The sequence below is a fragment of the Sorangium sp. So ce131 genome, from assembly GCF_051519095.1.
Lineage (GTDB): Bacteria > Myxococcota_A > Polyangia > Polyangiales > Polyangiaceae > Sorangium.
Map to the genome: position 1 here is coordinate 9,500,429 of NZ_CP150455.1, position 21,946 is coordinate 9,522,374.

General features: G+C 66.4%; 15 protein-coding genes. 3 read left to right on the forward strand and 12 right to left on the reverse strand.

Annotation, left to right across the window (positions count from 1 at the left end):
- Positions 1-128: 128 nt before the first annotated feature.
- From WMF43_RS34425 to WMF43_RS34450, 6 genes are all read right to left on the reverse strand, one after another.
- Positions 129-1,178, reverse strand: a complete 1,050-nt coding sequence (locus WMF43_RS34425; RefSeq protein ID WP_437671166.1) for a hypothetical protein — start codon at positions 1,176-1,178, stop codon at positions 129-131.
- A 19-nt stretch (positions 1,179-1,197) separates the two neighbouring features.
- Positions 1,198-2,481 (reverse strand): glucuronyl esterase domain-containing protein, encoded by a 1,284-nt coding sequence (locus WMF43_RS34430; RefSeq protein WP_437671167.1) that lies wholly within the window; start codon positions 2,479-2,481, stop codon positions 1,198-1,200.
- A gap of 1,354 nt (positions 2,482-3,835) precedes the next feature.
- The gene (locus WMF43_RS34435) at positions 3,836-5,203 is read right to left on the reverse strand and encodes a Kelch repeat-containing protein (protein WP_437671168.1); all 1,368 of its coding nucleotides are present in this window, start codon (positions 5,201-5,203) and stop codon (positions 3,836-3,838) included.
- 983 nt (positions 5,204-6,186) lie between these two features.
- Positions 6,187-6,750 (reverse strand): hypothetical protein, encoded by a 564-nt coding sequence (locus WMF43_RS34440; RefSeq protein WP_437671169.1) that lies wholly within the window; start codon positions 6,748-6,750, stop codon positions 6,187-6,189.
- Positions 6,747-7,523: a hypothetical protein gene (locus WMF43_RS34445; RefSeq protein WP_437671170.1), complete on the reverse strand. Its 777-nt coding sequence runs from the start codon at positions 7,521-7,523 to the stop codon at positions 6,747-6,749. Before WMF43_RS34445 ends, WMF43_RS34440 begins: the two co-directional genes overlap by 4 nt.
- Positions 7,520-8,053 carry a hypothetical protein gene (locus tag WMF43_RS34450; protein ID WP_437671171.1) on the reverse strand — a complete coding sequence of 178 codons (534 nt, stop codon included), beginning with the start codon at positions 8,051-8,053 and terminating at the stop codon, positions 7,520-7,522. Before WMF43_RS34450 ends, WMF43_RS34445 begins: the two co-directional genes overlap by 4 nt.
- 862 nt (positions 8,054-8,915) lie before the next feature.
- On the opposite strand from WMF43_RS34450, the gene WMF43_RS34455 reads away from it, so the two are divergent.
- The 3 genes from WMF43_RS34455 (at position 8,916) to WMF43_RS34465 (ending at position 12,500) form a co-directional block, all read left to right on the forward strand.
- Positions 8,916-10,391: an MYXO-CTERM sorting domain-containing protein gene (locus WMF43_RS34455; RefSeq protein ID WP_437671172.1), complete on the forward strand. Its 1,476-nt coding sequence runs from the start codon at positions 8,916-8,918 to the stop codon at positions 10,389-10,391.
- Positions 10,392-10,530: 139 nt separating this feature from the next.
- Positions 10,531-11,220, forward strand: a complete 690-nt coding sequence (locus WMF43_RS34460) for a helix-turn-helix domain-containing protein (RefSeq protein WP_437671173.1) — start codon at positions 10,531-10,533, stop codon at positions 11,218-11,220.
- Positions 11,221-11,339: 119 nt separating this feature from the next.
- Entirely contained in the window at positions 11,340-12,500 is a 1,161-nt protein-coding gene (locus WMF43_RS34465) for an epoxide hydrolase family protein (protein ID WP_437671174.1), read from the forward strand.
- On the opposite strand, the gene WMF43_RS34470 is transcribed toward WMF43_RS34465, so the two are convergent.
- The 6 genes from WMF43_RS34470 to WMF43_RS34495 form a co-directional block, all read right to left on the reverse strand.
- Positions 12,497-14,305, reverse strand: coding sequence for a tyrosine-type recombinase/integrase (locus WMF43_RS34470; RefSeq protein WP_437671175.1), 1,809 nt, complete (start codon positions 14,303-14,305; stop codon positions 12,497-12,499). The genes WMF43_RS34465 and WMF43_RS34470 overlap by 4 nt on opposite strands.
- A 524-nt stretch (positions 14,306-14,829) precedes the next feature.
- A complete protein-coding gene (locus tag WMF43_RS34475; RefSeq protein ID WP_437671176.1) occupies positions 14,830-15,618 on the reverse strand; it encodes a hypothetical protein in 789 nt (262 codons plus the stop codon).
- 14 nt (positions 15,619-15,632) lie between these two features.
- Positions 15,633-17,084: an OmpA family protein gene (locus WMF43_RS34480; protein WP_437671177.1), complete on the reverse strand. Its 1,452-nt coding sequence runs from the start codon at positions 17,082-17,084 to the stop codon at positions 15,633-15,635.
- Between the two features lie 24 nt (positions 17,085-17,108).
- Entirely contained in the window at positions 17,109-17,732 is a 624-nt protein-coding gene (locus tag WMF43_RS34485; protein WP_437671179.1) for a peptidoglycan-binding protein, read from the reverse strand.
- A 437-nt stretch (positions 17,733-18,169) separates the two neighbouring features.
- Positions 18,170-19,669, reverse strand: coding sequence for a hypothetical protein (locus WMF43_RS34490; RefSeq protein WP_437671180.1), 1,500 nt, complete (start codon positions 19,667-19,669; stop codon positions 18,170-18,172).
- A gap of 175 nt (positions 19,670-19,844) precedes the next feature.
- A complete protein-coding gene (locus WMF43_RS34495; RefSeq protein ID WP_437671182.1) occupies positions 19,845-21,782 on the reverse strand; it encodes a protein kinase domain-containing protein in 1,938 nt (645 codons plus the stop codon).
- Between the last annotated feature and the right edge of the window lie 164 nt (positions 21,783-21,946).

Below are 21,946 nucleotides of genomic sequence, written 5' to 3' on the forward strand. Positions count from 1 at the left end.
CTTGAGCTGGCGTCGCCGACGATGGCGCGCTTGACGCACTGAGCCTAATCGACAAAAGACATTCGGCTCTTCAGAGCTTCAGGATCCACCAGGCGGCGGTTCGACGCGAGCGGCGAGGGAGGTCGCCGTCACTCCCAGCCGGACACGCCGTTCGTGTCGCGCAGGATGGCGTGGACGGCGTGCACCTCACCGCCGGACATCTTGATCATATGCATGTCCAGGTGCCCGTCCGTCATGAAGTCGAAGAGGGTGAGACCGACGGCGATGCCGCGCACCTCGTCGGCCAGGATGACGCGCGGGATGAAGGTGCCGCCGGGCCCCGGATCGCCGGCGCTGCAGGAGGCTCCGGTGCGGCAAGAAAAGTTGCCGCCCCCGTTCTCCAGGCGCCTGCAGGCTCCCGTGACGTCGCAGACGCCGGCGGGGAACGCGCGGAAGTACTTGTCGATCCAGCTCGTCAGCTCTTCCCGGGTGGCCCGCTCGGCCTCCGGGACCTCGTCGTGCCAGCCGATGTCGTCCGAGATGGCGATGATCGCGGCAGGATCCGAGGCGACTGCGAAAGATGCCGTGTAGTCGCCCGGGCGGACGACGATCGTCTCGATCTCCGTCATCTCCGAACCTTCCACCTTGATGCGGAGGGCGACGGGCAGATCCATCCCGCCTTCCGGGATCACCGCCTGAGCGCCGGCGCTGCACGCCTCGGTATCCAGGGCGCGCTGCGAGTGCTTCACCTCGCCGGCGTTCCTCCAGAAGTCCGTCGTGCCGATCCCGGCCTGCACGGCGTTTTCGGTGAACTTCACGCCTTCTGCCAGGGGTAGGCTGGAAGGATCCCCGGCGGCGAGGGCGGCGAAGTAGTCGTCCAGCAGGCCATCCAGGAGCTCGCGCGTGCAGTCGCCCCCCGGAGCGCCGCCCGACCCCGGGGATCCACCGCCGCTGGAGGTGCCGCCGCTCGCCCCCGCCCCGCCGGTCGGCGTCGCGCCGCCGCCCGATGAGGCGCCGCCGGTCTCGTGCGGCGCGCCGCCGGCGCCTCCCGAGGGGCTCAGGCCGCCCGAGCCCACCGCGCCGCCCGAGGCTCCACCACCTCCGGTGCCGCCCGTGGCGTCACCGTCTTGGCCAGGGCCGCAAGCGCCCAGCGTCAGGGCCAGGGCGACCCCGAGAGAGCGGAACGAGTGATGATTCATGCGCTGCCTCCGCGCTGGATCAAAGCTCGCCGGTGAGCGTCGGCGGTGTCCAGTCGATGTGGTCCAGGTGGTTGGGCCGGTTGGGCAGGTCCGTCGCGAAATTGCCGGTCTCCGTGGCGGCGTTGCCCTTCAGGAACTTGTCGACCATGGCGTTGAGCGATGCAGTGTACTGCGAGCGCCAGCTGCAGTGGCTCCCGCCTGCGCCCGTGTAGGCCATGTTGTCTCCGACGCCGAGCGCCTCGAAGATCATCTTGCCGACGTTGGCGGTGACCCACGCCGAGTTCCGATCGAGCCCGTTGTACATGGTGCTCGGGTTGTCCACGATGTAGAGGCCGCGTGGAGCGATGAGGCCCATCATCTCGTGCATGTCGACGGGCAGCTTGTTCGTGTTGTCGGCCCCAGCGCTGTTGCCCGTGGTGAACTGGCCGAGCGCCACCTCCGAGAGCCAGCGGACGTAGCTGATGCCATGATAGGGCCACTCGGCGCCGCTGTAGCTGTCGAGCACCTCGACGAGGCGCAGGCCGACGGTGCCCCCGAGACCCGACTCCACCGGGATGGTCAAGGCGATGCGGTTGTCGAGCGCGCCGGCGACGAAGGCGCCCTTGCCCCAGCGTGAGCAGCCCGTCACACCCACCCGGCGCGGATCGATGACGCCGGGGTTCTGCTCCAGGACGTCGAGGACGCGGCTGATCTGCCAGGCCTGTGCCGTGAGGTACCCCGCGGGGTGGTCCGAGCCGTACACGCTGTAGAACGGCCCGTTCTTCGCGCCGCTGCCGCCCGTCGACTCGACCGCGGTGAAGGTGATCGTCGCGACGCCGCTCGGAACTGGCATGCCGCTCAGGCCCCCGTAGCCGATGATGGCCGGGGCGGGCGCCGTCGCCCCGTTCATGTTCACGGTGAGGTTGAACGAGGTGCTGCCGCCGCCATCGTTGACCTGGACCGTGATCCTGCTGTCGCTCACGGTGCCGGACACGGTTCCCTCTGCCGGGACGGGCTTGTCGCCGTAGATGAACTTGTAGGCTTGCTGGAGGATCTCCTCGCGCCGGCAGGCCCACTCGCTCTTGTCGGAGATGCGGCTGCCATCCATCTTCTTGAAGGGGTCCGGCAGCTTCGCGTTCGCCGTGAGCGAAGCGGCGCTCGGCATCGGTCCGACGGTGCATCCGGCCCCAGGGTTCTCCACCTGGCCCCACTCGGCGCGCTCGGCGTTGCCGCTGCCGCCGCTGCCGTCGGTACCACCGGTCCCCGTCGCTCCGCCCGTTCCGGCCGGGCCCCCACCCCCGGTGCTGGCGTCGCCCGTCCCCACGTCGCCGCCCGTCCCGGTCGGGGAACCGCCCGAAGAGGGCGCTCCACCAGTGCCCGTCGGCGCCCCTCCGGTGCCGCTGCCGCTCCCCGTGCCGACGGCATGGCTTCCTCCTGAACCGCCAGGATCCGATCCGTCTCCGGTACCGCAGGCGGCGAGCGCCCAAGGCAGCGCTGCGAACAAGGCCAAAGAGATCGTGGGACGTGCAGTGCGTAGACGCATGTTGAGCGCTCCTCGTGAGGGGGTCGTGAAGCAGGATCCCGCCAGGGTCGGGCGATGGGATGGCGGCCGAGGGCCCGACCCGCGAGTGCCGGCGGGGTTATTCCTCACTTTGCCGGTCGTCTTCAAGTCAATTCTGTCCTATCTCGTGGCGTCCGCGCGCTGCGCAGGTAGACGTTTGTCGGCACTTGCGGGAGCTCGACTCCTGCGGAATGCGCCGGGCGTGCAGCCGGTGCGCTGCTTCGACGGCCCGCCACCGAACGAGCTCTCTGCGTCCTTTTCGATGGCCGCGAGCCCTGCGGCCGCAGCGGATAGTCGTCCGCTTCGCCCACGCCAGGGGCCAGGAGCAGGCCGAAGCCGATTCCCTAGCTGCCCCTCGACGGTGCGACGAAAGAAGTCTTTACCTTCTACGCGAAGCATTGAGATGCACGATCGAGCTCTCGCAGACGTACGGCGAGTCGCCGATGAAAGATATCTATGTGTGCCTGCACCGTGGTGAGTGGCCCGCCGGCATAGGGCGCAGCGCTCTCTTCTGTGGGGAGAAGGGAGTCCGAACGTCTCGGAGACGTCAAGCCTCACCTTTGGGACCTGCCCTGGGCTGACAGGGCGTTCTTCTATGCGCTCCGCCCTCCTGAACAACGACGCTAGTTCACCAGTTTATCCATGCATCGAAAAGGTCGCCTGAACGAAGCAGCCTGCGGGGCGACTCACGCCTCGAAAAATTACACCCACACCGAAAGCACTGTGTCTCTCCGCACCACCACGCCGAACGTCGGACATCGGTCCCTTGAATGCCCGCGCGGCGGCGCCTTGATCACGAGCCCGTCAGAAATCCGACGACCTCCGGCGCGCGCGGCGTCCCAGGGACGGCTCCGAGCTCGACCAGGTGGACGGTGGACGGCGACGGCCCCGAGCTCGCGCGGCGCTTCTACATGGAGGAGATGATCCCCCGCCGAGGTGCGTGCCGCCCGAGCTCCCTCGCGGCGAGTATCGCCACGGCCGCGCCGCGGGCCGAGTAGGCCGGCTCAGTCCCTCCCGCGAACAGGCGGAGCGGCTCGTTTTGAGGACCGTATCGATCCCCCACTCGGCGGATCATCGCTTTCCACGTCGGGTACTGTCCCTCAAGGATCCTTGTCCCTCAAGGACCCTTGTGGATGCAAGGCGGCGGTGCGGAGAGATATAGCTCCGCGCTGGAGAGCGCGACACTGCCGGTATCGCCTCCCGCCACCAGCACATGGCCGTCACCGAGCCTCGTCGCGGTGGGGTTCATGCGAGCGTGGGTCATCGGCGCAGCCGCTGACCAGCTGTCCGTTACCGGGTCGTACAGCTCCGCGTCCGACAAGGCCCTTAGCAACGTACCCTTCCCACCGGCCACCAGGACCGTACCGTTCCCCAGCAGCGTCGCGGCGTACGATGCGCGAGCCACGCTCATGTCGCCGGCGTCTGCCCACCTGTTCGTCGCCGGGTCATACAGATCCGCGCTCCGCACGGAGTCTGAGTAACCCTCGCCTCCCGCGAGCAGCACCTTACCGTTCCCGAGCAGCGTCGCGGCGGCCGCGCCACGTAGCAGTCGGATCGTGCCGGCGTCGGACCAGGTGTTCGTCGCCGGATCGTATAGCTCCGTTTGCGTCACAGTGCTCATGTTGTCGGAACCGCCTGCCACAAGGACCTTACCGTTCCGGAGCAGCGTCGCGGTGTGCCATGCGCGGAGATGCCGCATCTCGCCGGCATCGGACCAGGTGTTCGTCGCCGGGTCGTACACCTCTGCGCGCGGCCGGAACACCGCTCCATGGAGGGTACCGCCGGCCACCAGCACCCTGCCGTCCCCGAGCAACGTCGCGGTGTGATACAAGAGACTCTCGCTCGTGGCGGCGGCGTCCGACCAGGTGTTCGTCATCGGGTCGTACAGCTCCGTGCTCGTCATGTTGCCGCCGGCCACCAGCACCCTGCCGTCCCCGAGCCGCGTCGCGGTGGGGTAGCTCCGAGGCTGGCTCATTCCGCCAGCCGACGACCAGGTGTTCGTAGGCGGATCGTACAGCTCCGCGCTCCTCATCGCGGACGAGCCATCGAAGCCGCCCACCACCAGAACCTTGCCGCTCCCGAGCAGCACCGCTGCGTGAAATGTGCGGGCATGGCTCATCGAGGCCGCGGGCGCCCACAGCGGGGTGACCGGCCCCGCCCCGCCAGAGCCGCCCGTCCCGTCGTCGCACGTGGGCATGCCGCCCTCACCGCCCATGCCGGCGACACCGCTCGACCCCATGTCACCCCCGACGCCGCCCTGACCGCCTGTGCCGCCGACGCCGCCCTGGCCGCCTGTGCCGCCGACGCCGCCCTGGCCGCCTGTGCCGCCGACGCCGCCCTGGCCGCCTGTGCCGCCGACGCCGCTGGACGACGCGGCGTTCTCCGCGCCCACGAGAGCATCCTCTCCCAGGGGCTTTGCGCATCCGCCCTCTGCAGCGATCGCCATTGCGATCGTCACCGAAACAGCTGACCAGGTATGTTTCATGGCTTTTTCCTTGAAGTGCCTTGTCCCATGATCGACCCTGCCACGTGCCTGCGCAGGCGCACTCGTGATCCCTGCGAGGAGCCGAGTCTAGCAAGGTGGTTCGCATCAGCGTGGGGAGCGGGTCGATCGCCGCTGGCGCGCTCTGTGGCCGTGGTCACTAATGCACCGTATGTGCCAAGAGGGGACCACGGGGGAGGGGGTGCTCTTGCCGCTCCCCGGCGGGTTTCCCCTTCGACTGCACCCGAGGCAACCTCTTCGGTTGCGGGAAGCGGGGAGGCGGCTCATCGCCCACGGGCTCAGCCCCCGGTGTCCCGCGGTCCTCGCTCGGAGACATCGAGCGCCGTGTCGCGCACACGCGGCAGCTCCGCGATCACCACCACCTGAACCCGCCACGCCGCTGCCGGCGCGTCCAACCCCTCCGGGGAGGCTGCGCCCTAGGGCTCCTGGCCGGACAGCCCGCGGTCGCACTCTGCCGCGCGGATCGATCAAAACGTCCGATCCGCTTGATCAGACGATCAGCGGAGGGGGCCTTCGCGACGACCGGTACCCCGGCGCCTGGCTGGTCAGCCCTGTGGTCATAAACACCTACACGGCCCGACCGGGCGAGCTCGTTTGTGTCAACGCGCACGACCCGGTGACCGTCCGCCTTCCGCCGGCCGCGGGGAACGTCGGCGCTGAGATCGTGGTGAAGGAGGTCGCCGGGGAGGAGGAGGCGATCGAGGTCATCGCGAGCACCGGCCAGCAGGTCGCGCGGGATGGGTACCCCTACCTCACCATCCGGCTGGTGAGCGACGGCGCGGCGTCCGCCGGGGCCACGGGCGGACGCAGCCGCGCCCAGCATCGTCGACCCCGGCGAGCTCCCCCCTGCGCGTGTCGCCACGGCCACGCCGCCGCGGAGGGGGCGCCGCCGAACTCGCCGCGAGCTCCTCGACGGCGAAGCGCCCGAGCTCGGCCACGTGGACCGCGGTCGCCCAGGGGAGTAGCTAGGGATCCACCCAAGTCCAGACGTTCGAGAAGAGGCACACATAGATCGTCGCCTCGCCCATCATCAACCCGTCCATGTCCACATCCGGCACCACCTCGTTCCCGAGTTCCGGTGGGATCGGCTGGTAGCCGGGGTACGTGGCCTCGATCTCTTTTGCGACCGCCGCCGGTATCTCGTCGGGCTCGCCCCTACTGTGGATTCCATAATGGGGCCCGAGAAGGCTCACGTGGAAGCTGAGCGAAGCCCTGTCGCTGATCGAGGGAACAGGCCCCGAGTCCCGGGGGCGATAGATGCGGGCCGAGTACGCCGGGTCGCTCCCCCCCGCCACGAGGCTGAGCGACTCGTTTTGAAGGCCATATCGGTCCCCCAGTCGGCGGATCATCGCTTTCCACGTCGGGTACTGCGCTCGCCCGTGGTTTGCGGCTTCTACCAGGCGGCGGTGCTCCTCCGTGTCCTCGTAGACGGGCTCGCCCGGAGGCACATAGATGCGCTGGATTTTATGCACACCCCGCGGGTAGAAGCGGTAGACGACGTCGAGCAGCTCGGAGCGAGTTATCGTCATGGGTTCGTCACCGAGGCGCCGAGTCGGGGGTACTTGGACTTGAATGCAGCGTCCGCCTGAACGGCAAATCTTTTGCAAAAGATCCCCGGCGGGAGGTTGTAGTCCATGAGCTGTCCGACCTCCTCCGCGATCTCTTCACTTAGGTTGGCTGCACGGAGCGGATCGATTTTTCCCATCACCTCAGTCCGGAGCGGCATTTTGATGGTGATAGCACAGTGCCACTCGGTGGTGCCGCCTGGAAATTTGTGCGTAAACTTCAGGTTTGCCTTGGCCTGCTGGTACCCTCCGCCCTTATCCGTTCCATCATCCTGGACAATGGTGACAAACGGAAAGTCCGACGGATCGAAATCTACGTAGACGAAGTGGGCCATTCCAGGCTGCGGACACTTCGAGCTGCATGCACCGCTACAGCTCAAGAAGGTCGCTCCGTCTCCGGCCATGTCATCGAATCCGGCGCACGGGTCTTGCGGTTCCGCTGGGCTCTCTGTCGGCCTCTCCGAGCTGTCGCTCGGTCTCTCCTCTTCGTCGTCGAGGTCCGACTCGTTGCATGCGATCCTGCGCCCGCTGCCGTCGTGCGGGCCGTCCGGCGGCTCCGCCCCGAAGTCGCCGGATCCGGCGGAGGTGAAGATGGGGCGGGGCTCCGAGCCTGGACCGGCACCTACACCCGAAGTGCCTTCCCCGACAGGATAGCAGTCTCCTATCGTCCAGTTGCACGCCGCCAGCGCCCAGATCGCGATGGGCACGATCAACAATGCAAATCTTCTCGCGTTCATTTGGCACTCCATCGAAGCACAGCACCAGCAACAACGACGACGGACACGTAGCCCGGGAGCACCAGACTTCCCCGACCGACCCAATCCACGTTGACGCTCACCGACACCCCCAGCGGTTCAGCAACGTACGCGTTGGTCTGCGCGTGGCCGCCTACGGCCAAGCCACCGACGAGGCCGCACAAGGTGATGCCGCACGCCGGCACGACGTAGAACGCGACCGACGGCCCCGCGCTGACGTTGCCGTCCTCCCACGCGTACCCGATGTCAACCGAGGTCTGGTTGTAGACCCCGGGCCCGCCCTCCTGGGTCGGGGGTAGGATCGTGCACATGTCGTGCACCGTGAACAGGATGTCTCGCTGGATGGGCCACGCTATGCCGGCGTGCGGACCCACCGCGAGGCGCGGAACGGTCCCGGCCTGGAACCACCCGAGGCTCACACCGGCGCTCAGCTCGGTCGCTTCTACCTGCGTCGGAACAAGTACGAGAGCGGCCAGTGCCGCCGATGGGATCCGCCGGGCCAGTGTTCTCACCGTCTCATTGCCCCCTCCACAACCCCCGGACAACGTAGCGATGCGGCCCATCCTTCTAATGGCAGGATTAGGCGTCAACCGGAATCCATGGGAGATCAGCATGGTGGCCGTGGGTCGTACCGTCCAGGGCGTGCGCCAGCGCAACTGCCTGCGGCGACCGGCGCCTGTGCTTCGGAGCGTTCGCCCGGACCGGTCGCCCGCGGCCATCGCGCGCGCCAGCCGGCAGGTCCGCAGGAGAGAAACGCGCCCTCAGCCTCGGCGAGGCCGGTCGACCCACGTTCACCCTGCCGCCGTGGCGGCGTCGGTACCGGATGGGCGAGCCAGCTCGCGCCGGTAGCACGCAAGGCCTGTTGCCGCGGGGATGTGGCCTCCGCGGGTTTGCACCGTGTCGCTGCTGCTCTTGGTCAGCTACGGAGAGCAGGTGTTAGCGCTTCCTGTACATTATGGCTGAAGACTGATTTCGCTCAAGCGAGCGATGATGGCTCGCTCACGCGCTCGATGGCCAGCGCCCATCCGGTACCCTGAGCCGCCGCCGAGGCTTCGTGACGCCATCACCTGCGCGACGCGGGCGCCGGGGCGCGAAGGGCGCGTCAAGGGCGGTGTAGCGGTTGGAGGTGGCAGGCACCGTCAAGGACCCCGGATCTCGAGCGGGCAGCAGAGACTCGGCTGCCATCGGCGCGGTCAGCTGCTGGAAGACAGGGTGGCCATCAGCTGCTCGGCCGCGTGCGCCGGGTCGCCTGCGCGGGGAGTGTCGCGGAGCAGCGGGATGGCGAATGACCGTTTGGGGAGAAGGTCGCGCACGGCCGTCACACGTTGCACGCGCCGTCTTGACGGACGAGCGCACCGGCGCATCCTGGCAGCCATGTCGCTACGCCGCGCGCCCATCGCTCCGCTCGCCCTGCTCACCTCCCTCCTCCTCGCCGCCCCCGTCGCGGCGGCCGTCGTGCCGGTCGGCACCACCGACGAGCTCGTCGCCGCGATCGGCGCGGCCAAGGCCGGCGACGAGATCGTCCTCGCCTCGGGTACCTACGCCTTCGACGGCGTCTCCTGCGCGGCCGCAGGCACCGAGGCCGCGCCGATCGTCGTGCGCGCCGCCGAGCCGCTCGGCGCGATCCTCGAGCTGTCGGGCCTCGAAGGCTTCAAGGTCAGCGGCCCGAGCTGGCACTTCGAAGACCTCGACATCCGCGGCGTCTGCGCCGACGACTCGGACTGCGAGCATGCCTTCCACGTGTTCGGCGCTGCGAGCCGCTTCACCCTCCGCCGCTCGAAGGTGCGGGACTTCAACGCCCAGCTCAAGATCAACGCCGCGCAGGTGGACGGCGTCTGGACGGCCCCCGACGACGGGCTGATCGAGCGATCGGAGCTGTTCGACACCCACCCGCGCAGGACCAGCAATCCCGTCACCAAGATCAACATCGACGGCGGCAAGCGCTGGAGCGTGCGCGACAGCTACCTGCACGACTTCCAGAAAGACGGCGGCGACGCTGTCAGCTACGCCGCGTTCATGAAGAGCGGCGGCTCGGACGGGCTCTTCGAGCGCAACCTCGTCGTCTGCACCACCACCGGCTCGCCGGACGGTACGCGCATCGGGCTGTCGTTCGGCGGCGGCGGCACGGGGGCGCAGTACTGCGCCCCGGCGTACGACCCCAACGTGCCCTGCGATGTCGAGCACACCGGCGGAACGATGCGGAACAACATCATCGCGAGCTGCTCGGACGTCGGGATCTATTTGAACCGCGCGACGGACACGCGGCTTCATTTCAATACGCTGATCGCGACGAGCGGGATCGACTTCCGCTTCGCGACGACCAGCGGCGTCGCGCGCGGCAACGTGCTCACGGGCAAGATCCGCGACCGCGACGGGGGCACGCATCAGGAGAGTGACAACCTGGCCGAGGTAGGACTCGCGACGTTTCAAACGTGGTACGAAGATCCAGGTCTCGGCGACCTGCACCTCAAAGGGGATGTGGCGTCGCTCGTCGGCGAAGCGCCCGCCGAGGCCGCGGTGACCGACGACTACTGCGCGCGCGGGCGGCCGGGCAGCGGGAGCTTCACGCTCGGCGCGCTCGAACATTCGCTCGGCGACTGCGCGACGGTGCCACCGCCGGGGCCCTCCGGCGAAGGGGGCGCGGGCGGCGGCACCACCGGCTCGGGCGGGATGGGCAGCGGCACCGGCGCGGCCGGCGGGGGTGGCGACGCCTCCAGTGACGGCGAGGGCTGCGGCTGCCGCGTCGCGGGCGTCGGCGGGGATGACACCCTTGGCCTCCTGACGGCGGTCCTCGCCGCGTTCGCCCTCCGGCGACGACAGGCCTCCTCATCGAGGAGCGACGCCAGTTAGGTGGAGAGGGGCATCGAGAAGCCGCAGCCGAACCGGTTGCAGCTGGGGTCGGACCGAGCCGTCCGCCGCGCCCGGCGTGGGAATTCCCCTTGCGGCGCGGGTCGGCCATACTGCGCAGCATGACGAAGGGAAGCTGCCCATGAGGACCACGCGCTCCATCCGCGGCAGCGACCATGCGCTGGTGCAGCGGATCACGCACGTCGCGTATGGCGACGACACGCAGGACCAGTCCCTGCCCGACGGCTGCTGGGACCTGGTGTTCATGAAGCACCGCGGCCGGCTGCAGGTGCTGCATACCGGTCTGATCACGCACCCGGTGACGCTGGGCTACGAGACCGGCGACGAGTACCTGAGCATCGCCTTCCGGCCAGGCGTGTTCATGCCGGGGGTGCCGGCGATGGGCATGCTGGACCAGGGCGTGCTGCGCCCGCTGGCGAACCCGCGCTCGTTCCTGCTGGGGCCGCAAGCCTTCGAGGTGCCCGACTTCGAGAACGCCGACGATCTGGTGGCACGCCTCATCGGGGCCGGCCTGCTGGTGGCGGACCCGGTGGTGTTCCGTGTCCTGCAAGGCGATTCCGCCGGCACCAGCCTGCGCTCGGTGCAGCGCCGGTTCCTGAGCGCCACCGGTCTCACGGCGAAGCAGCTGTCACAGATCCACCGTGCGCAGGCGGCGCTGCAGCAGCTGATGCATGGCGATGCGCCGGCCGATGTGGCTGCCGCCTGCGGCTACGCCGACCAGGCGCACCTGGGCAATTCGCTGAAGCGGATCATGGGCAGGACGCCCGGCGAAGTGGTGCGGGCTGCGGCCCGGCCCGGGCCTAGGCGCTGAGGCCCAGACGGTCCGTCGAGGCCTGAGCCTGTCGTTTTCTTCCAAGACCGGGCCCACCCCGGTGGATACGGTGTCGCCGCCGGCTCGCACCGGCGAGTTCGACCAACCCGAGGACCCCCATGCACCGCGACTCCGAGCTCCACCCCTTCCGCATCGACATTCCGCAAGCCGACATCGACGACCTGCGCGAACGCCTGGCGCGCACGCGCTGGCCGGCGCAATTGCCGGGCGGCGACTGGGTGAGGGGCGTGCCGGTGGTCTACCTGCAGCGGCTGGCCGCGCACTGGCAGCACCGGTACGACTGGCGACGCTGCGAGGCCCACCTGAACAGCCGCCCGCAGTTCACCACCCGGATCGATGGCCAGACGATCCACTTCGTGCACCTGCGCTCGCCCGAGCCGGACGCGCAGCCCCTGTTGTTGCTGCACGGCTGGCCCGGCAGCTTTGCCGAGTTCGACCGCGTGGTGGACGCGCTGTCCGACCCGCGCCGCCACGGCGGCGACCCCTCGCAGGCTTTCCACCTGGTGATCCCGTCGATCCCGGGTCACGGGTTCTCGATGCCGCTGGCCGACGCCGGCTGGAACCACGGCCGCTGTGCCCGTGCGTTGGCGGCGCTGATGCAGCGCCTGGGCTACACACGCTACGGCGTGCAAGGCGGCGATGTGGGCGCGTTCATCGCGGTGGAGCTGGGCCGCATCGACAGCGAGCATGTCAGAGGCCTGCACTGCAATGCGCTGGTGACGGTTCCATCCGGCGACCCCGCCGAGCTGGAAGGCCTGACGGCCTCGGAGCAGCAGCGCCTGGACCGGCTGCAGAACTTCCGCGACCGGATGATGGGCTTCGCGCACATCCAGGGCACGCGGCCGCAGACGCTCAGCTACGGGCTGCACGATTCGCCGGTGGGCCAGCTGGCCTGGATCGTCGAGAAGTTCAAGGAATGGACCGATCCCGCGGCCGCGCTTCCGGAGGATGCGGTGGGCCTGGACGCGCTGCTGGACAACGTGAGCCTGTACTGGTTCACCGGCACCAGCGGCCCCTCGGCCAACCTGTACTATGAAGCCTTCAACGACCCGTCCGCCTGGGCGCCCAAGCCGCGCGGCACCGTGCCCATGGCCGTGGCCGTGTCGCTGACGCAGGACGTGGCCGTGCGCCGGCTGGCCGAACGCGACCACCACATCGTGCGCTGGACCGAGCTGGCGCGCGGCGGGCATTTCCTGGCGACGGAGACGCCCATGGCGCTGGCCGTCGATCTGCGGGAGTTCTTCGGTTCGCTGTCCTAGGGCCAGCCTGTCCACACGACTTGCGCGCCCGCGCCGGCGGGGGGAGCCACCGCAAATTCGTCCTTGGGCTTCTTCCCTGGTTGTGGCGAGGGAGCGGCGGAAAGCAGAACGATTTCAGGGTGTTCTAGCTCGTCGTCGGCTGGGCCTTCTTCCGGTGTGGCCCAACGCGGGCCCAACCGGCGCCCCTTGGCCGGCACAGCGTCCACCTCGGGGAGGGCGGCATCGTCGCCCAGGGCCAGCGCCCCGTCGGACGGCGCGGAGGCGAGGGAGACCGCGTCGCTCGACGAGCCCGCGTCCGGCTCCTCGGACTCCTCGGACGCGCGACCGCTTCCTCCGACCGAGCCGCCCTTGCCGGCCAGCTCAGGGATGGCCTCGTCTAAGGGGGCGAAGTCGCCCAGAGCGAGCTCCGCGACCTTGCGCGCGGCGCGCTTGTAGTTGTGGATCTGATCGCTCGAACTATGCCCGGTGCGATCAGAGATCCACGTCTCTGTGCGGCCGTTCGCGAGCTTGACCGTGATGAAGGTCGCACGGGTGTCATGCAGGCGGATGTTCAGCCTCGCATCCGTGGTCTCGAACAGCTCTGGCCGATCGACTCCGGCACGGCGGAGGTGATCTCTGAAGTTCTTCGCCCCGTTGTGCCCCGGCAAGGCGTTGCCCCACTTGCCGACGAAGACGCGTACCTTGTCCGGGCAGATCTCGCGCCACTTGCGGAGCGCGCGCACCACGTCGGGCGAGAGTGCCCAGGCCCGGGGATCATCCGTCTTGTTCTCGTCGAGAACTACGGCCCCCCGGTCGAGGTCCAGATCCGACCATTGGAGCCTGCCGGCCTCATCAGCTCGCATGCCCTCCCGGTCGAGGAAGCCGTAGTAGATCCGGAAGCACAGGGGGATGGCCTTGCACCGCATCAGGCGATGGTCCTCGTCGGGGTAGAGGTATCCCTTTGCCTTCTCATCATCGGTTTTGGGGATCCACCCCCGCGGCAAGGGGTTGCTGGCGATAATGCGCGCCGGATAGGTCGCGAGTGTCAACATACGATGGATGATTTGAGCGATCTTTTGACGCGTTCCGGGCTGCAAGTGCCCTGGAAGCAACGACATCGCGTGATCGGCGTGGTCGAGCGTGAAACGCACGAGAGGGACGGGACCGAGCACGTCAAGTACGTGAGCGAGTCTCCTTCTATAATCATCGGTACTTCGAATCGCCTTTACATGATCCGGATACTGCTCGGCGAGCTTCCCGGATAGAACCCGCTCCGCGAACTCGGCGAAGGTCGTTTCCCCGGTTGCGCGGGCCCGCGCTTCGCCTCGGCACAACTGGTCGATCGCGAGCCGGACATCACGGAGCGCGTTCCCCTCGCGCGCGGCAGCCTGCTCCAGCAATGGCAGGCCGAGCACGATCTGGCCGGCTGCGAGCAGGCGGCCGGCGAGGTCGGCCAGCACCTCCAGGCGCGCGTTGGCTTCGTGCTCAGTCCGGCACGTCGGCAGGCTGAAGGTGCGTCGACCGGCCTCGCCAAGGGTGAGGCGCGCGGTCCACGTGTTCCTGCGCAGCCGGACGGAGCCGGAGCCATTGGCGCGCTTTTCTCCTGCTGGACTGCCGGGGGCGCGGGCGGCCAGCTTCGGACGCTCCGTTCTGCTCGCCGAGCGCGGCGAGCCCGCAACGGGTGCTGCTGCCTCCGCCGGAGTGGGGCGTCCGCCAGAGCGGCTCGAGCGCAAATGCCGGTCGGTCGATGCCGGTGCAGGGAGGGATGAGGTGGGGATCGAAGCCGAGCGCTTGGCGCGCGCCCGTCGCGGGGGTACGTCGGTCACGGGTCGGTCTCCGGTGAAGGCGGGGGTCGATCAAGGGCCCGTCCGGCGTTGGTAGCGCCGAGCGGGCCCGCTCTACTTCGGCGGCAGCCTAGCATGGCTTGCGCCTGCGGGATCCGCCCGCCCGGCCGGTGCGCGGACCTGGGACAGCTTCGAGGCCGGCAGAGGCCAGCACGGCGGCAAACATCACCATCGCGGAGACGCACAACGTGCTCTTGATGGGTGCACCGCGCTCTGGTCGAGCCGGAGGACCCAGGCCCATGCGGACCATCCGGCCTCCGACTGCCGCCTGTTGGCGCCGATTGCCTGAGATGGCCTTCTGGAAAGTGCGCAGAAATCCGGTCCTACCGCGACACCCGTTCAGATGGTGTTGGATGCGGCAAAAGATGCTCCGCTGAGTTTTACGGCACGTAGCGTGATTATCATGAAAAATTCATGAAACAGCCATTTGTTGAGCAGGTCTGTAATTCGTGCGCTTCGCGCTCAACTATCTCAACGCGCGTCATGCGCGGAGAACACTTATGACTCTAGATTGTGGAGCAGCCAGCGCGATGGAATGCGGACTTTATAGCATTATCAACAAACCGGTTCGCTACTGGCGGATTGAGCTCAAGCGGTGGTCCAGGAGGAACCTGAAGCATGCCGTCCAAAGTCCCTTGTGGGTCAGATCCAAAATCGTAATCACCATTCACATTGATACTGAGGCGCATCGAGAAGCCATAATCTTTTGTTGACGTTGCTATCCAAAACACATCTTTTCCACGTCTGGCCAACAAACCGGCACGGAAGAAGACGTCAATGGTGGACTCAAGGATACCGCCGCACTTCGTCATGCCAAAAAAGTGCACCATGGGGGAGTCATAAAACTCGAAGTCTGGCACTGTCACCACTTCGTCTATCGTTGTTGTGGTGACTATCACCGGAGACATCTTTCCTTGATTCCCCGGCGCATCGGGGGTTGAGCACCAGACGTCCGTCGCGTCGCTTAAGACATCCAGGAGCGGTACGCCGACAAACCATGATACACGACCATTGTCGTAACGATTATTTCCCCGGTGGATGACTACATTCTGCACCAGACCGATCTCCCACCGGCCAGGAACAGGAAAACGGAGCTGCAGCTTATTCGCTCCTAAATACATGACTCCGATAGGAATATCGTAATATCCGAAACGATGGAAGCCCGGTGTAGAAATCTTAGACGCTCCTTGGAGATGACGCTCGAATCCGCCGCCGACAAGTTCAGGTGCAGAGCTGGCACTCGCTCGGATCTGGGCGCGGGGCGGGACGACGGGACGGCGTAGGGGCGGGGGCATGGCGCTCCTTGTGGTCAGGTGGCCGAGAGTTCTTCATGCACCGCGACGAGGCGCGCCTCGGTTGCGTCATCGAGGGATCCCGTCTCAAAGAGCTCTTGGTCTCTCTGGAAAGCGCGGATGTTGTCGGCCAGGGGCTCGGACTCTGGGTAGCCGATATTGTGGAGGCGGCGCACAGCGTTCTCCTCGCGCGACCCAGAGTCGACGTCGATGTGGACCGTCATCTGCCACCGGGCTGTCCCGGAGCGCTTTTCTAACTTCTCGTCGCCGGGCGGGCTCCACTCGACGAGGCAGTCGGCCGGAAGCACTACACGTTTGAGGGTCAAGACCGCGCCGAGCAATTGCCCGGCGCGCACCTCGACGCCGATGGTGACCCGGTAATGAGCCTTGTCGACCGGCTTCGCGGCGTCATCGTGGAGGTGGAGCGTGATGGTCCTCATCGCGACGCCCTCGCACGGCGACCGTCGCGCGAAGCCGTCATAATAGCGGCAGGCGAACGTGTCGCGCGTGCGCCGGTACTCGCGCTCCGCGTCGCCCGGTTGACGCCGCGCGTCCCCGTCGGGCCAGAACTGCGCCTTGCAGCCGGTATCGCCTTCGCTCACGCGGGGGCACGGCCAGTCGGTCACAGCAATATGCGTGCCGGCACGGAAGAAGAACACGAGGGCGCGGCGATTGATACCATTGCGCTGGTTGCGCTCCTCGGCGGTCTTGCCGAATGCGGGCTTGTTGGCGTCCGCCTTCGCGAACAGGAAGACCGGGTTGAACTCGCTGCACCCCTGGTACGCACCCTTACCGTTTGGATCGCCGCCGTGGCCGATGAACTGCTCCGGGGGGACCTCGAAGGGGCTGTTGTCACCCCGGACGCATACGGCATCCATGTATGCACGAAAGAGCTTGGCGCGCGTCTTCGGCCCCGGATCGCCATCGTCGGCGAGATCGTTGTCCCTCTGGAACGCCCGCGTCGCCTCATAGGATGAGCCGGATGTGGTGTCGAGGTAGGAGATCCCGTCAGAATTCTTCAGAACGGAGAGCATCGTACGGATGACGTCGAGCCCCCAGGTGTCACCGCCGATTGACGTCGCATAGAGGTCCTCCCAGAGATCCACCCGCCGCGTGAGGAGCGCGTAAACAGAGGTTGCGCGGCGGCCGCTCAGCTGCTTATTATACGCGTCGTCGCCTATAGGATCAGCATGGCCGAACACCGAGAGCGGCGCTCCCGGGTTCGCGTCATAGACCGCGCCGAGCTGCTGCAACGCGGGTCGCATTTCTGGGGACACGAACGACGAGTCGAAAGCGAAGCCTGCATGATTGAGCCGCGCGCACGCGATCGGGATGGGGCGGAACCGGATCGTGTTGATCTCGCCCTGCGTCGCGGGGGCGACGAAGAGCGGGAGGACGGGCCTGGCGTCGTGGTGCGCCGCGATCCCGGGGCCGTCGACAAAATCCGATGAGGAGTATTCGTCTGCCATATCTAGGGCCTAAAGGGAGGGCGATCAGCAGCCATGGATATCCAGGAGCTTGGCGCGCGTCGCATCGTCGAATGCTCCGGTGATCTTGATCCCATGATCGGCCTGAAACTCCTGGAGCGCGAAGCGCAACTCCTCCGTGTCGTCGGCGTCCTCAACGACGCCGATCAGATAGCCCAGATTGGCGAGCCGCGCGCGCAGCCCAGACTCCTCATCGATAGGATCCAGGTGCCCGATGTGGATCGTCGCGGAGCCCTGAGGGAGCGTAATTGTCCCGCCCTCAGCCGCCGCCGCGATAATGAGCTCCATGCGGCCATCGCCGTCGGTGATCGCACGCAAGTTCGATTGTATATCGAGCGCACCTTCTGTATTCGCGATGGGTCGGTGCAAGAAATCGAGGAATGCCAAGCGGAGCTGCAACCGGGATCGCTTTACCTTGAAAAAATGCCGTTTGCCGGACGATACCTTGGCGCTTTTCACTTCTCTGTCAGGAATGAAGACCCGATCGCCCGGCATGAGGACGTTGGGGGTGCGGCGCCTTGCTTTGAGCTCGGCATTGCGTGGGTGATTCCATATCACATCATAGCTCGTGAAGCCGAAGCGTACCGCTATCTTCGTGAGATGATCCCCCTGTTTTATGATGTAATCCACGGTCACCGCGTAGAGCGCCCCCGCACCGCAACGGATATCGCGCTCGTGAGCGTAGAACAAGCATAGGCCCGGAGGCAAGTCCGAAAGTGTCCAGATGCCTGGAGCGGCGACGGATCGGTGAGCAGGCGATCAGTTATACGGCCGTGGACTCTCGGTCCGTCGAAGAGGAGGAAAAGGACTGGCTGGACGGGCAATTCCGCGCGTCGCCGAGGAGCATCTTGCCGAAGCGCGAGGAAGGCCGCTCGGGAACCGCCGGGTCGTGTCGGGCCGGCATGCGGGCCCGGGAAGCTGCTCGCTCGAGCTCCTTGCTTGTATCGTTCGTCCATTCGCATATGTATCCAGAACGGAACCTTTGCTCGTCTCTATTCGTGGTCGTCGACGACCTCTATAGATGTGCATCGTGTACATGCTGTGGTGTTGCGGAACATGGCAACACCTCATCGACCGGAATTGTCGACGCCGAGGATCCATGCCTTATATACGGAGTAGGCACGTTCCCAGGCGGCGCGCACATTCGAGTTTTCTGCCAATCGTTGCGTCCAGTGATTGTGGATGTGTTGCCATTGGTCCTGGGTGATCCGATAGCGAACAAGGATTTCACCACAACGGATGGGATTCAGGTCGAGCTCGACACGTAGCGAAGCGTACTGCTCGATCGACAGAGAAGTTGGCGCCCTTTCAGTAGACAGAAGCGAGCGATTACCAGCTTCATCGCGTGTGTGAGATGAGGGGCGCAGCTGGTTGCAATCGCGTTCGACTGCACGCGACGGACTTATTGGTTCGAATCTGTGTTCGGAGGCTTTCAACGGCTGCGTCGACCCGATTGGCGCCTCGGTGGCGCTCGGCATGCTCCTCTCGTTTAAGAGCTGGGTACCGGCAACGTCGGCGAAGCCTCGCATTCCGGCTGGAAGCCAGGATGCCAGCTCGGTGGAGGACAGGGCGGGCGAGGAAATTGGGGGCTCGTCGGGCACTTGTGCTTGAGCGAGGGACTTGTTCGGTTCTTGTGATGTCGCCCGTGGTTCAAACGGCAGGACGGCGCTTGTCGGCGTCCCGGTTGTGGCTTGCGTGCCTCCCCCGACTAGACGCATAGTACCCGCGCCGTCGGCGAAGCCCCGCATTCCGGCCGGAAGCCAGGATGCTAGCTCGGTCGATGACAGGGCAATTGAGGGAACTGAAGGGTTGTTGGGCGGTTGTGCTTGAGCTGGCGGCTTGTTCGGCTCTTGGGATATCGCCCGTGGTTCGAATGGCAGGATGGCGCGTGTTGGCGCCTCCGTCGCGAGTTGAGTTCCATGGACGTCCTGTATTTGCTGCATTGCCTTGGGCGCGCTCACGACCGGGGAGGCAGGTGCGGCCGGCTGTGAAGCAAGCGTCGAGTATGCAGTAGGATCGAACGGGAGGGCGGGGCTAACAGGCACATAGGCGGTGATCTGGGTGCCGTGGACGTCATCGCACTGCCTCATGCTTGCAGGAATCCATGGTGACGGAGCGACGGAGCTCGCAGCCGTTGAACAAGCCAGGGCATGCGCACTGTTAGCGGAAGCGGAAGGCAAGAGGAACGACGGCAGTTGCGCAGCCGTCCGAGCGGCCGCAGGCACCAGGAGCGAGGCAAAAGCAGCTTCTTCGCGCTGGGGCTGAAACTCAGCGCTCAAGACGCGCAGGTCCTCCTTCGGGAAGGCATCCTGAGCTGAACTGTTGCGGCGGGCATCGCGAAGCGCCTGCCGAGCTCGAGCGTAGGCATCGCCGAAGCGCTGCGCTAACGCAGCGGTTCCATCGGGAGCCTTCGCGAAGGTTGCGGCCCAGTGCGCGCAGACTTTCTGGTAGGATTTCTCGTTAAGGTTGGCATTGGTGAGCACCGCAGCGCGATCCGCGAACACATCCTCTGTTCGGGCGAGGAGTTCGGCGAAGGTGTCGAGGTCTGTGTGAAGGCTGCTGAGCATGGTTAATCCTCAATCGTTTGTGCAGTGGAGCAGCCTTGGGCGGGTGACAACATATGTTTCATCTGCGCCCTTCCACCATTTCATCTCCAGAAGCTGGCCAGAACACGGTGTTTTATGCTGTCGAGCTATGTATCGGAGCGCTCAGAGCTTTCGATAGCGTTCAAGCTCCGGCGCTCTAGAACGGCCGCGGCACGGACGGACCTGACCGGAGCTTTGTTGCCGGCCCAGGCTTTATCTCCGGTTCTGGTTTAGCCGTTGACTCTGATTTCGCTACGGGCGGGATCGCTGGCGGGCCTGCGTCCGCGGAGCGCCCGCTCGGCGCGACGTCTGCGGCGGCAGGAGCACGCGCCGAGTCTCCGCCCCCTACAGGTACCGGCGCCGTAGAGAACGGGGCTGGTTTCTCCCCCGGTGCTGACACCGCCGGCGGCGGGGCTGATTTATCCGAAGGTACAGGTGCTGCAGGCGGGGGAGGCTGTGTCTCCGGCGGCACGGATGCTGCCGGCGGGGAGGGCTGTGTTTCCCCGGGTACAGGTGCTGCAGGAAGGGGGGGCTGTACCTCTGCGGGCGTTGACAAGCCTCGCTGATTGGAGACATGCGGACCCTTCTTGGGCCAAGAATCAGCCGACGCGAATGGATCGGGTGACGGCGGTCGGATGGTCGCCGGAAACATTGCTGCAGACATGCTGGGCTCGGGGGACAGCCGGTGGACTAAATCTGGCGTGCTTGCAGGCGGAGGCGCATGGAGTTCGACCGTTGACAGGGGCATCATTGCCTGAAGACGTTCCGAAGAATCGGCGCCAGTCTCAACTCGGTCACCCAGCGACACGAAACGCATAATGCCCACAGTCGTTACGGTTAATGCGACTAGGAAGCCCGTGACAACGAACGGGGCGCGGCTATGCAAGTGTGTGCGCTGCTTGTACGATGCGGGCGGCGAAGTGTTCTCTGCAGCTGAAAGGACATGAGAACTGTCACTGCTCGCTCCGGGCGAGCAGGGGATTGTCGCTCGTGGAAATTCTAGTATGGGCGGAAGCTCAACGGTGGTCGCCAGTGCCGATGAGGACGCTGCGACGGGCGGCGCTATCAAAGCCGTCCCAGTCGGAAAGGAACCGCCGGCTCCTGCTGAGCTCGAACCACTGCCGGGAACGGGCGTGGACACCGCCGTTAGAGCGGGTACCACAGCCGGGAGCTCTGGAGAAGGTGTCGGTACCCGCTTGGCTCGCAGGACGCGCGAGACGCGCTCCGCATACATGCGCGCCCCTGCGGGTGCATGAGGTACGAGCGCGGCCGCAAACTCGGCGACGTCACGCCAGCGTCGCTCTGGATCGCGCTCGAGGCACCTCAGGATCACAGCCTCGAATTCTGGTGGGGTGTTGCTTCGGTACTCCCCGAGCGGCGTCGGGCGACCAAAGAAAACACGCGTGCAGAGCGCCTGGATCGTGTCAGCGTGGAACGGCGTCCGCCCTGCTACGAGTTGGTACAAGCTGACGCCAAGCGCCCAGAGATCGCTGCGCGCGTCCACATCTCTTGAGGAGTTCATCTGCTCGGGCGACATGTACAGCGGCGAACCGAGCGCCTGTGAGTTGTTCGTGAGCGTCAGGTCGCCGACAAGCTTTGAGACACCAAAGTCCAGCACCTTGATGCACGGCGAGCCGCTTACGTCCTCGGTGAGAAAAAGGTTCGCCGGCTTCAGGTCGCGATGGACGATCCCTACGGCGTGCGCCTCGCCGACCGCCTCGCAGGCTTGGAGCACGTACTCGGTGGCCTCGTGGTAGGGGAGCGGGCCGCGTACTTGAAGCAGCGCAGCAAGGTCCTGGCCGTCGAGGAACTCCATCGCGATGTAGGGCGCACCATTCTGGAGGGCGTCCACGTCGAGTACCCGGGCGACGTACTGGCTCCTGAGCCGGACAGCGGCGCGCGCCTCGCGCAAGAACCGCTCCCGCTGCTCTGGGCCGGCGGTCCTGCCCGGCAGCATCAGCTTGAGCGCGACGAGCTGGCCGTGGCCCATGTGCGTCGCCGCGACGACCACCCCCATGTTCCCCGAACCGAGGACCCGCTCGACGCGGTACTTGCCCGCCAAGATGTCGCCAGGCCCAACAAGGGCAACGTTCATGGATACGTATGACGCCCCAACAGCCGGACGAGGTCAAGCCTGCCCGAAAAAACCGTTAGGGCTGCCGCAGGTAACGCGCAGCTTGTGTTTCATGCAGGCAATGACTGTGCCCGGTGGAGGTCGCGAAGGGGCCGGGCTGCAGTTAGCACGGGTCAGGCTTCCGC